8 protein-coding genes and 2 pseudogenes are annotated in these 12,282 nt (G+C 40.4%); 8 read left to right on the top strand and 2 right to left on the bottom strand.

All coding sequences use genetic code 11. The features are described 5' to 3' along the window. Positions 1-36: 36 nt before the first annotated feature. On the bottom strand, positions 37-1,194 hold the full coding sequence (locus tag MTN96_RS18845) for a benzoate/H(+) symporter BenE family transporter (protein WP_248532500.1): 1,158 nt from the start codon (positions 1,192-1,194) through the stop codon (positions 37-39). A gap of 336 nt (positions 1,195-1,530) precedes the next feature. Here MTN96_RS18845 and MTN96_RS18840 point away from each other — a divergent pair. The 5 genes and pseudogenes from MTN96_RS18840 to MTN96_RS18820 form a co-directional block, all read left to right on the top strand. Then, positions 1,531-1,902 (top strand): annotated as a pseudogene (locus MTN96_RS18840) (M12 family metallo-peptidase); the annotation flags it as partial. A 178-nt stretch (positions 1,903-2,080) separates the two neighbouring features. Next, positions 2,081-3,397, top strand: a complete 1,317-nt coding sequence (locus MTN96_RS18835; RefSeq protein WP_036983658.1) for a DUF5666 domain-containing protein — start codon at positions 2,081-2,083, stop codon at positions 3,395-3,397. A gap of 141 nt (positions 3,398-3,538) precedes the next feature. Further along, positions 3,539-4,072 (top strand): PepSY domain-containing protein, encoded by a 534-nt coding sequence (locus MTN96_RS18830; protein WP_248532499.1) that lies wholly within the window; start codon positions 3,539-3,541, stop codon positions 4,070-4,072. Next, positions 4,072-4,761, top strand: a complete 690-nt coding sequence (locus MTN96_RS18825; protein WP_138627733.1) for a response regulator transcription factor — start codon at positions 4,072-4,074, stop codon at positions 4,759-4,761. Before MTN96_RS18830 ends, MTN96_RS18825 begins: the two co-directional genes overlap by 1 nt. Then, the gene (locus MTN96_RS18820) at positions 4,754-6,082 is read left to right on the top strand and encodes a HAMP domain-containing sensor histidine kinase (protein WP_248532498.1); all 1,329 of its coding nucleotides are present in this window, start codon (positions 4,754-4,756) and stop codon (positions 6,080-6,082) included. The genes MTN96_RS18825 and MTN96_RS18820 overlap by 8 nt, the downstream gene beginning before the upstream one ends. A 39-nt stretch (positions 6,083-6,121) precedes the next feature. Here MTN96_RS18820 and MTN96_RS18815 read toward each other — a convergent pair. Next, positions 6,122-7,343: pseudogene (locus MTN96_RS18815) on the bottom strand (alkaline phosphatase family protein). 150 nt (positions 7,344-7,493) lie between these two features. Here MTN96_RS18815 and dgt point away from each other — a divergent pair. From dgt to MTN96_RS18800, 3 genes are all read left to right on the top strand, one after another. After that, complete coding sequence (gene dgt / locus MTN96_RS18810; protein WP_248532496.1) at positions 7,494-8,957, top strand: dGTPase; 1,464 nt, start codon at positions 7,494-7,496, stop codon at positions 8,955-8,957. Between the two features lie 392 nt (positions 8,958-9,349). Continuing rightward, a complete protein-coding gene (locus MTN96_RS18805) occupies positions 9,350-10,831 on the top strand; it encodes a hypothetical protein (RefSeq protein WP_248532495.1) in 1,482 nt (493 codons plus the stop codon). A 162-nt stretch (positions 10,832-10,993) separates the two neighbouring features. After that, positions 10,994-11,842, top strand: a complete 849-nt coding sequence (locus MTN96_RS18800; protein WP_248532494.1) for an ABC transporter substrate-binding protein — start codon at positions 10,994-10,996, stop codon at positions 11,840-11,842. The last annotated feature ends 440 nt before the right edge of the window (positions 11,843-12,282 follow it).

Here is a 12,282-nt window from a genome sequence, read left to right as displayed (position 1 = left end):
CACCTGTTCCCCGCACCTAACACCTAAAATCTGCTCTTAGCGCTTACGTGTCACCATTAACGTGAGTGCTCCTGCTATTATCCCCCAGCATGCAGAGCCAACTGACCATAATGTTAAATCAGAAGCCGTAACTAAAAAGGTAATAATGGCCGCCTCTGTATATTCAGGACTGTGCAAAGACTGCTGCAAACTATTAGCGATGGTGCCAAACAAAGCAATACCCGCTAACGCCAATACCAGTAATTGCGGCAGGCTTGCTACAATCGCCACTAGCATTGCAGCACACAGCGCCATAATAATGTAAAACACCCCACCAGCAATACTCGCCCAATAGCGCTTATCAGGGTTTTTATCGGCCTCTTCGCTCATACAAATAGCAGCCGTAATGGCCGCTAAATTAATTGAATAAGTGCCAAATGGCGCGGTTACTAAATTTATCAACCCGGTCACAGTTAATGACGATGATATTGGCGCTTTATAGTTATGTGCTTTTAAAATAGCGAAACCGGGTAAGTTTTGTGAAGTCATAGTGACTATATACAAAGGAATACTAATACTTATAAATGCCTGCAAATTAAAGCTTGGTGCAATATAAGCAAAGCTGCTTGCCTGCCACTGCACGGTGCTGGTATCGATATTTCCCATATACCAGGCTAAAAATATACCCGCTAACAATACACTTAGCATTGCAAAACGAGCAAAAAAGCGCTTGCCAATAAAGTACACCACCACCATTAAACCAATCACCAATGGCATGTCGTTCATAAAATTAAATACATCAATACCAAATGTGACTAATACCCCCGCTAACATAGCACAGGCCAGTTCACTGGGAATACGGTTCATGATTTTTTCAAACCAACCGGTAATGCCAGACACCAGCACCAATAAGGCTGATAGCATAAATGCGCCTATCGCTTCATGTAAGTTGTAGCCCTGGGCACTTGAGATCAGTAATGCTGCACCGGTGGTCGACCATGCAATTAAAATGGGCACCTTATAATAAAACGACAGCACAATAGAGGTACCGCCCATTACTAGCCCCAGCATTAATATCCAGCTTGCCACAAGTTCAGGTGTACCACCTAAGGTGATCACCACTTGATAAATCAATGCAATAGAACTTGAAAAACCAATAATGACCGCAACAAGTCCTGCCATAATTCGACTAAGTAACTGATCAGTCCCTGCCATAATTCCCTCTTTTAATAGGTGTTTAACGATACAACATACTTTGCCTATTTATACTTTGCAATTAGCCCTTTGAATAATGAAAAATGAGCACGTTACTAAAAAATTTTATTGGTCAATTTTACTTGTCAAAATCGGTGTGATTTAAAAAACATGCACGTACCCAAAAACATGCCACAGGGTGCGCCATTACTACAAAAAAACCATCCTATTAAACCCAAAAAAATACCTAAAAAGGTAAAGCAAATACTTACAATAAGTTATAAAAAAGCAATTACCACCTTATGGTTGCAATTTAAATTTGATCTAATTCTTTTTTAAGATAAAAATTAACAATTACTAGCATGGGTTGGTCAAGGTACGAATGGCAATTTATACAGCTCAATGAGCAACCGTATGTATTCAATAACAGCCGTTGATTGTGGAGCAACAACGTTCGTACATGAACTGGGTCATAACCAAGGTTTAGCGCATTCTCTTAAGCAAGGCGATACAAGCGGTGGCGTATATGTTGATGGCATGGGCCACGGTGTACAAAATGAATTTGCCAGTATTATGGCCTCCCCACATGTGTTTGGTAGTGCAACTCAGTACGATTATTTCTCAAACCCAAATTGAAGCGTAAACGGCATTCCATTTGGTGTGACCAACCAAGCATATGCTATTCGTACTGTAACCGATACAAAAATAAGTATTGCTAACTTTAAATAAGTAACGCAAACAGTAACTAAAGTGAGCCTACAGCCTACTTTTTAATTATTTCCCCTTAGAGCGTATTTGCGCTCTTTTTTTATTTAATTTAAACATTAACAAAATTTAATGTTACGTCCACCTTTACAATATTTGGTAATAAGTACACTTACCCTATATAAATAACTAGGAGTAAGCTATGAATAATTCACTAATTAAAAGTACTGTTAAACTCATTTCTTTATCTGCAATTTCACTTGCGTTGTGTGCATGTGGCAGCAGCTCATCAAGTAATAAAACCAATGTCATTTCTAAGGTTAATAACTTTCCAAGCGTTATTATTGGCCAAGTATCTGAAGTCACAAGTAATGCAATTACCATAAACAGCCACACAGTGCCTGCAAGCTCTGCCAAGGTAGAGCTAGATGGCAACAACGCCAGCCTTTCAGACATAAAAGTAGGTATGTACATTGAAGTAGAAACCAACGGCTCGCAAGCAACTGAAATAGAATACGATCCGCTATTAAAAGGCCCAGTGTATATTGATGGCGATACCCTAAGCATTGCAGGCATTACTTTAAATAATGCTCAAAACACAAACTTTAGCCAAGGTGAATTACTTGAAGTAAGCGGATACATCGACTCAACGAATAGCATTGCAGTGACTTACCAAGCAGTAATTAGTAACAGTCAAGAAGAACTTGAATTACTAGGAAATATAAGTAATTTAAACACACAATCTGGCACTTTTAATTTAGGTAACCTACTCATTAACTACCAACAAGCCGAGGTAGAAGGTGCGTTAAATAACGGCCAGTTTGTAGAGGTAGAAGGTGTTTTAAATGAAGGGCATATTATTGCAACAGAGGTAGATGCCGAGCAAAACCTTAATTTTAATGATGACACGCAAACAGAGCTTGAAGGCGTAATCACCTTTGTAAATAACGATGAAACACTAATAACTATCAACTCAAAATGGCAAGTTGCTATTAATGATCAAACTCAATTTGAAGATGGCACAGCCACTAATTTAATCACCGGCCAATGGGTTGAAGTAGACGCTCAGTGGCAACAAAATAACAACCAATTGTTAGCCACAAATATTGAATTTGACAGTAGTAACACCGAGTCTACCGTAACAAATTATACGTTTTCAGTATCAGGGCAGGTGTCGGTTAGCGACAACATCGCTACTATAAATGGCAATAACTTTACGCTTACTAATCAAACACGTTACGAAGATGGCTTAACTGCACAAACTCTAAACGGGCAATGGTTGGAGCTTGAAGGCACTTACAACAACAGCCAAGCTCTTATTACTGAGGCCGAAATTGAAGAAAACACCAGCACGCTACACTTAAAAGGCAATGTTACATTAAATACAAATAACCAAGCTGAAATATGGGGCTACATAAGTGAAGATAGCTCTCTATCGCAATTTACAAACCAATACGTAGAACTTGAGTGCCAGTGGGTAAACACTAACCAAGTAAGAGTCTGCGTACTAGACGATTAAATACAATAAGTTATATTTGACTTTGCAAAGGGCCTGTTTGCCTTTCGCGGTAACATGCCCTACTAAAGTTAAACATGTCCTTAAGTTTATTTGATAAACTAATTTGCATTAAAATAACGTTCAAGCCACAAGAGCCTATTTATGAAATATATTTTATTAAGCGCGACCCTTTTTGTTAGCGCATTTTGCCAAGCAAGTAACCCTGCCATATTTAATAAGCTTAATACAGCTAAAGATCCTTCGGCTCAAAGCATTTTAAATAAAATAGAAACCAAGTATGCCAATCAAGGTGTAATTGTGGAATTTGAACTTGAGTTTGAAAAAGGCATTACAGTTTACGAAGTGACTTTATTTGATGAGCAAAATAAACGCTTTATTGAGTTAATCGTTAACGCACAAGGTAAAGTAATTGAACAAGAATACGAACAGCCAGAACTTGACGAAGAAGACGAAGTAGCCGCAGCCAAGATAATGAAGCAAAAAAACTACCGCATGCATCAACTGGTAAAATCAATAAGCCCAGCCCCACCATATTACTTATTAGAGTCGCAATTAGAGCAAGATACTGGCATAACCTATCTAGTTGCTACATTTATTACAGAAAAAGGCAGACACAAAAAAGCCATTGATTTAGCCACAGGTAAAAACTTACCTCTGCTGCAATGGGGTAATTAATGAAGCTGCTTTTAGTCGAAGATGATAAACAAAATCGCGAATTTTTATATAAAGCATTTAACGAACAAGGCTACACTGTAGATACTGCAGCCGACGGCCAACAAGCATTGCTTATGGCTACCTGCGAAGAACACGACATAATAATACTTGACCGTATGTTACCAAAACTCGATGGACTACAAGTACTAGCAGCACTTAGAGCAACCGGTAAAAACACTCCCGTACTTATACTTTCAGCACTTGATAAAGTAGATGAAAGAGTTACAGGTTTAAAAGCCGGTGGAGATGATTACCTTACCAAACCTTTTGCGTTTTCTGAGCTTGCAATAAGAGTAGAAAAACTCATAAAACGTCCTTCGCAATCCACGCAAAAAACAACCACCGTAGAATTTGAAAATGTAAGCCTAGATTTTCGCCACTACAAAGCTCAAATAAACGGAAAACCGCTAAACTTACAACCAAAAGAATTTAAGTTATTACACTTTTTGTTAGAGCATCAAAGTAAATTAGTTACTCGTACCTTATTGTTTGAATCAGTGTGGGAATACCATTTTGACCCAGGCACCAACGTAATTGATGTACATATTGCTAGGCTTCGTAAAAAACTTTTACAGCATAACGCCCATGTAAACATTGAAACTATACGAGGTGTAGGCTACCGCTTACAAAAAGCGCACGCCAATGAATAACAAGCATTCATTATGGTGGCAATTTAACCCACGGGTAAGCTCGGTTTGGCGCTTAACCCTCGCCTTTGCGACCATTACCTCTGTGGTATTGGTTTTATGTATTGTGCTTATTTATCAGTTATTACTTGGAGAGCAAACACGCCAAGTAGAAAGGCAGTTAAACGCTGAGCAAGTGCGTATAGAGGGGCTAGCTAATAAATTTGATAAAGCCTCGTTTTTTAAGCAACTTAATGTTTTTAGAAACGAAGGCGATATTTTAATTTTTTGGCAAAACGACGAAACTCAAAGCCAAGGGTTGAGTTTTTTCCCAAGCGATATACCTAAACTACCAAAAACCGTTGAGTTTCCAGTACTCGATACGCAGCGCGGCCAAATACGCTTATTAACCACAGGCATAGTAAAAACAAAACACGGCAAAGTAGTTATTGCTACAGCTACTGAGCATTTAAGTCGCTTAATTACAGAGTTTAAAACCATTGCTACATGGGCGTGTTTACTTAGTTTAGTACTCACATGTGTATTTGGTTATATATTTGCTAGACAACATTTACGCCGCGTAAATTATTTTAATAACGTGGCCGAGCAAGTACAAAAAGGCGATTTATCGGCACGAGTAGTGCATAAACAAAAAGGTGATGAATTTGTTACTTTAGCCAAGCATATCAATACCATGCTACAAAGCATTGAAGAAAACTTTGCTTTAGTACAAGGGATTACCGACAACATTGCCCACGATTTAAAAAACCCGCTAACCCGCTTGCGTTTACATTTAGAAAAGGAAGCCATTAAGCAGCCAAGCCTAGGCATAGCAATAGAGCAATTAGAAAGCGTATTACATACCTTTGATGCCATGCTAAAGCTAACACGTTTAGAACATGGGCAATTTCCACTAAAATTAGAGCCCGTTAATGGCTTTACTTTAATGAGCGACATAATAGATATTCTTGAACCCACAGCAGAGCAAAACCAGCAGCACATAATACTGCATAAAAACCACGATCTTATTTTTGAAGGAGACAAAAACTTACTGTTTCAAGCATGTTATAACTTGCTACAAAACGCCATTAAATATGCAGGTAACCACGCTAAAATTACAATAACGCTTTCTAAAAGCAGTATAAAAATTAGCGATAACGGTAAAGGGGTAAATAAACAACAGCTAAGCCAGTTAACCAAACGCTTTTACAGAAGCGACCTTGCAAGGCAAAAAGACGGCTTTGGATTAGGCCTTGCCACTGTAAAAGCTATTTGCGATCGTCACCACTTTACACTTACCCTGCAAAGTGATGAAAACGGATTTAGCAGCACTATTAGTCATTAACAAATGGAGTAAGTTAAAAGCCTAAAAGTGCGCAGCTAATTAATGCACTGCTATTTTTTTATTTAATAGCAGGCATTAACGCTTTGCCATCGCTATCCACTTTACTCATTAGCTTTAAACCCATCACCTTAGCAAGCACAGGGTAAATATCTAAATTATTCACTCGTTCAATGCTCACCCCTTTTTTAAACGCCGGTCCGATAGCAATAAATGTTGCTGCCATATCATCGGTATAGGCATAGCCATGCGTTCCTAAGTACGGCACTTTCGCACTATTGCTAAATACCGCAGGCGCTGTCGTTTGTACTACAATATCGCCCACACGAGTGCCTTTATTATAGTGATATCCTGCAAGCTGCTCCTCTGTTAGTACCGTGTAGCGTCCTTTTGCTGCATGGTGTAAACGGGCTTTATAAGCCTCAACATCTGCATTTTTAGCATCGCTTTTAGTATAAATAAGTAAACGAGGACCGGTATTAACAATCATAAAGTTATCATCTTTAGGTAAGCTGCTCACAACAATGCTCTGCTCAGGCTCAACTTGTGCCATACCATGATCAGACACAATCACCAGATTTACCTCTTGCTCTAACTTACTCAAGCGGGTTTTTAATTGCCCCATCAGCGCATCTAGCTGTTTAACGGCATCACGCGTTTGCACCGCATCGGGGCCATATTCATGCCCCATGCTATCCACTAGCGAAAAATAACTCGCCACAAAACGTGGGCGCTGTGCTTTAGGTAAGCTTAACCATTGAATGATTTGATCAATTCGGTCTTGGTAGTCACCTTGTTTAGAGTAGTGAAAATAATAGTCAGGCGTCATACCATTAAAGCGCGCATCCGACTCAGGCCAAAAGTATACCGCCGATTTAAGCCCATGCATTTTAACTAAATTCCACAGTGGTGTGCCGCGTACCCAGGTACTGTCTTTTTGTCCTTTCCCCATGCTGTAGCACTCATTATTGCGCGCTTTGTCACAAAACTTATTATCTACAATGCCATGGTGAACAGGCAATAAACCGGTGATCACCGAAATATGATTTGGAAACGTTTTAGTAGGATAAACAGGCTGCATTTTTTGCGCTCTTACGCCTTGCTCACCCATTGCTTTTAAATTAGGCGCACCGTGCTTTTCAATGTAATCCCAACGCAAGCCATCAATAGAGATCATAACAACCGTTTGCTCTTTAGCGGCAAACGCACTATTCACACCCAATAAAAGGCAAAAACACATTACCTTAGTGATCCACAACTTCATTTTAAATACCTAGATGTATGTTAATTTTATAAAAAATCATACTAAAGCAAGTTGTTACTTTATGATACATGTTGATAAATTAAAGCAAACTATTAAAAATAAATAATCGTGCGTTTAATAAGTGCTTAATTCACATAAAAAAGGATTACCATGATCAACTTCAGTAGCAAAGTAACCCCTGCACGTATGCAGCGCACCACTGCCAATTTACAAATGGCGCTTGAGAGCGATCGTGGCCGAATTATTAATAGTGCAGCCATTCGTCGGCTGCAGCAAAAAACCCAAGTATTTCCGCTGGAGCGCAACGCGGCTGTGCGTTCGCGCCTGACCCACTCATTAGAAGTTCAGCAAGTTGGCCGCTTTATTGTGCAGCGCATTTTTGCCAATTTAAATTACCAGCAACAAAAAGAATATGGTTTGTCGGGTTTAGAGCGCCCACTAGAAACCCTAGTAGAAATGGCCTGCCTAATGCACGATATAGGTAACCCGCCGTTTGGTCACTTTGGCGAAGCGGCTATTAATAATTGGTTTAATGCTAATTTAGCCAGCATTACGCCTGAGCGTTGCCAAACCACAAACAGCAGCATTGGCGTTATTTTTAAACATTTAGCCCAAGATATTTGCAACTTTGAAGGCAACGCTCAAGGCATACGCATTATTCACTCTTTGCTGAGCCTAAATTTAACCTATAGCCAAACTGCCGCTATTTTAAAGTACACCCGTCCAGCAAGTTTAGCGAAGCAAGATATTCCTCAAAATAAAAACTACATTATGAAAAAAGTGGGGTATTACTACAGTGAAAAAAGCTTTATTGAAGCACTGCAAACTGAGCTGAAAATGGAGCCCTATTGCCGTCACCCTGCCAGTTATATTATGGAAGCCGCTGACGATATTTCTTATTGCCTTGCCGACATAGAAGACGCCGTAGAAAAAGACATTATCACCACACAGTTATTATGCGAGCAACTAAAAAAGCAGTATCAAAAAGCATTAATTAACCTTGCTCTTAACGACACTCAACACCAAAGCTTTGTGGACGACGCCATAAACTACGCCATAGAACGGGCACAAGCACAGCCCTTTAATTTTAATAGTGAGTTTTTTATTTATTTACGCGTGTCATTACTGCACCCGCTAGTAAACCATGCCGCAAAGCGCTTTATTGAAAACATAGAGCCAATTTATCATGGCGACTTTAACCATGCATTATTAGAAGATCGCAGCTACCTGCATGCAGCAACCCAAGCGCTCAAACAAGTCGCGCTTGAGCATGTATTTTCGCACAAAGAAGTCGAAAAACTCGAACTGCAAGGCTACCGTATTATTAATGGCCTACTCGATTGCTATAAACCTTTGCTGCTTTTGAGTAGCGATGACTTTAAACGTGCATTGCATGGCGACAACCGCTTATTAATAGAATCGAGACTCGTTAAAAAGCTCTCTAAAAAGCATTTAAGTAGCTATCAGCATGCCATAAATGCGATGCAAGAAGAGCCCGATCATTTTGCCGCCTATGAATTTTATTATCGCTGTCGGTTAATTCAAGACTACATTAGCGGTATGACCGACCAATTTGCTTACGACGAGTACCGAAGCTTAATGGTAATTGACTAGGGTCTGTTGACCTTTCAAGGTTAAATTTGCAGCAGTCTGTTTGGTATTTAGGCAAGGCAGAGCCTATGTGGTGTGGTTGTTCCCCATAAATAGGCGATAACGCAGCATCAATGCCAAACAGGCGCTGCCCTTCGGGTTCTGCCTAGGAGCGATTTACTCTTTGTTGCCTACATGGATGTAGGTAAGGGGCGTGAGCAGGACGCGTAAGCTTTGCTCGGTTTTTACTTAGTCCACTAGGTTACAAACCTCGCGCCGCGATTAAACCGCCCCTAGTTTGAACAAATTGTAATCCGCAAAGGTCAACAAACCCTAATTAACGCTAGGCGCTTCTAGATAATTTTTCACTTTACGCTTAAGATTAGGGCATTGATGCTTAACCACTTTTGAGTTTTATGAAACCGTTACTGAGTTGCTTACTTTTTTGTTTTGCTTTGTTTTATAGTGCCAGCAGTGCCGCTTATAACGAAGCTATGTGTATTCTTATAAAACAAGAAATGCAGCAACACAGCAATAATAAAGCCAGCCGTAAATACCGTAATGCTGCGCGAGACTTTGAAAAAAACTGCAGTGTTCCGCAAGCGGCACGCACTTTGCCAGTAGCAAAGCCTAAAACGCAGCCGGTTATTGAACAATCGACCCCGGAGGTTGTAAAACCACAACAAATAGAACCCACTTTACAGCCAACGTTGCCAGACGCTGCAACTGAGCAAAGTGCAACTGCACCCCAAAATAATGTAATCAAACAAAGCGCCACTCAAACTATAGAGCAAGCTAAAAAAAATGCCCCAGTAGCATCAACCACAACAGCACCTGATGAGTCACAAGTCAATGTAACAGCTGCGGCTGCACAAAGCGGCGCTTCTGAAAAAAATGCACAGCCCAGCAAAATACCGGCCAGTGAATTATCAAACACTGAGGAAAATACGCAACCAAAGGTAAAAAAAGCCACCGTTGAGCCTGCACAAACCGCCGTACCTATCACTATAAATACCAGCGAGCAAACAGCCGTTATTGCCTCTTCTATTCCCAAAGGGGCTAATATAATCTCGCTAGTATTACCAAGTGTGGCACTATTGTTAATTGTGGTAATTACGGTTGTAGTATTAATGCGCCTGCGCAATATTAAGCAAAATAAACAAGTGGCTGATACTGGCATACCATTGCAAATACCCCCAAGTCACGACAATGATCAAACTCACAGTGTTGTTACTGAGCCGATGGTGACTGGCTCTGATCTGCAAAACCTAGCCGTCGAAAGCAAGGGTAAAGAGCCTGATTCTCGTCGAGTTAATACAGTGAAAATAAAGTCGGAGCCTAACACGGCCGAGTTTGAAGCAGCTGCTAAAGCAACCTTAGAGCGGATAAAAAATGCAACAGAGTTTGCCGAGCCACAAGTAAGAGATTTTGACCCCGAAGCCAAACAAAGCAAAATACAGCGTAATCCTATAAATCAGCCAATCAAAAAGGGTCAACATGAAGCGCCTATAAAGCCTTCACACAGCGCACCTGAACCCATTGTACCCCATCAGCCAAAAGCTGATTTCCATCCTGCAAAAACGCAGCGTTCATCATTAAGCTCAACCACTGAACACGACTTTAAAGAGCCAGAAGTACGCACTTTCGATCCCGACGCGCCACTACCTACAAAAAAAACACCGGTAACGGCAGGGCAAGTAAAGGTTGCCCCTGAAGAGCCAAGTACGCGCGATAACTCACCACAAAGCAGCAACCCATTTGCTAATTTATCGCTTGATGAAAGCTGGGATCCAAATTCACCACAAAAACCAAAAATAGAAGAAAAAAAACGCGCGCCTAAATCACAAGCACTCATCGATGCAGAAGAACGCGCAAAAAAAATGCAAACAAAAGAATAACGCGGTAACATAAAAATACTTAAAATAAGTCTGTAAAGCGACGGTATAGCCCTTAAGCTTAGATTCAGTTAAAGCCTTTAAAATAGTTTATTTTTTAAGCAGCATTCAAAACCGCTTTATATCCAAAAAGGGTATATTTAATAAAAGGAGAGACTTATACACATGAATGTTATGTTATCAGCTAAAGTAAGATACCGTATCTATATCGCATCTTTCTTGCTGATGGCTTTTACCAGTCATTACACGCACGCAATTGAAGCAATACAACCCTCAAGCAAAGCGGCTAATCACCATGCTGCTTTAAATATAAGTTCAGGCGAATGGCCGCCTTTTTTAAGCGAATCGCTGCCTCACAAAGGCGTGGTTGCGCATTTAATTACCGATATATTTGCACAAGCTAACATTAAAGTTAACTTTACCTTTTTACCGTGGCCGCGTGCTTACCACGACACCATTAATGATAAATACGCAGCCACTGCCGTATGGATGTTTGAACAACAACGTGCTGAGGATTATTTTTACAGTGAGCCAGTGTTAAACGAGCGTTTTGTATTTTTTTATCATAAACAACGCCCTTTTGATTGGCAAAATCTAAACGATTTAAAAGGCTTATTACTCGGTGGTGGGCTTGCTTACAGCTATGGCGAAGAGTTTGATAAAGCACTACAAGCGGGTCTATTTGATATGTCGCGAGTAAGTACCACAGAGCAAAACTTTAAACGCTTAGCTATGGGCAGAATAGACGCCTTTGCCGAGGAAAAAAGCGTAGGCTATCACATATTGGCAGGTCAACTTCCTACAATAAAAAATGCCATTGTGCATCACCCAAGGCCACTATTAATCAATAAAAGCTTTGTGATGTTCCCTAAAAATAACCCACTCAGTGAACAGCGGCTTGAAATATTTAACCAGCAATTACTTAAATTTAAACAAAGCGGCCGTTATCAAGCCTACTTTGATGCGTTAGATAATGGCGCTTATCAACCCACAAATAGCGCCCTGGCCGACTGACCTGCAGGCGCGGCTTTATGCAGCGCGTTTTATGTTTGGAACGCGGGTTTCGGGCTACGAGCTACGGGGGGATGGTAAAACCTAACCCCTGTTTTTATATTTTCTTATTACCCCTCATTGTCTTCTCTTTGTGCAAACATGTTTTAAGTGATTTATTCACAAAGAGGGCAAAGAGACGCTGCGCTAAAAGAGGAAAAACAAGCCAACTACTATCCTGTAGCAGCGATTTTATATCGCGTCAGGCCAAGGTCATTGAACTATACCCGGGCCTCGCACCTCGCAGCTCGCAGCTCGTAACCTTTAACCTTTAAATAATATAAAAAAAGGAGCATTGCTGCTCCTTTTTAAATTTTACTTAGGCCTAGGTTATTAAACACAAAAACGCGGGGTAAACCCGCTGCTACGTGGTGATAATTCTTGGTAGCAGCGATTTTATATCG

This window comes from Pseudoalteromonas sp. 2CM28B (genome assembly GCF_023161935.1).
This window is presented reverse-complemented; position numbering and strand designations above follow the sequence as displayed.

Coding starts and splice junctions, on each gene's coding strand:
- MTN96_RS18845 (WP_248532500.1), bottom strand. CDS start 1,194: ATGGCAGGGACTGATCAGTTACTTAGTCGAATTATGGCAGGACTTGTT.
- MTN96_RS18835 (WP_036983658.1), top strand. CDS start 2,081: ATGAATAATTCACTAATTAAAAGTACTGTTAAACTCATTTCTTTATCT.
- MTN96_RS18830 (WP_248532499.1), top strand. CDS start 3,539: ATGAAATATATTTTATTAAGCGCGACCCTTTTTGTTAGCGCATTTTGC.
- MTN96_RS18825 (WP_138627733.1), top strand. CDS start 4,072: ATGAAGCTGCTTTTAGTCGAAGATGATAAACAAAATCGCGAATTTTTA.
- MTN96_RS18820 (WP_248532498.1), top strand. CDS start 4,754: ATGAATAACAAGCATTCATTATGGTGGCAATTTAACCCACGGGTAAGC.
- dgt (WP_248532496.1), top strand. CDS start 7,494: ATGATCAACTTCAGTAGCAAAGTAACCCCTGCACGTATGCAGCGCACC.
- MTN96_RS18805 (WP_248532495.1), top strand. CDS start 9,350: ATGAAACCGTTACTGAGTTGCTTACTTTTTTGTTTTGCTTTGTTTTAT.
- MTN96_RS18800 (WP_248532494.1), top strand. CDS start 10,994: ATGAATGTTATGTTATCAGCTAAAGTAAGATACCGTATCTATATCGCA.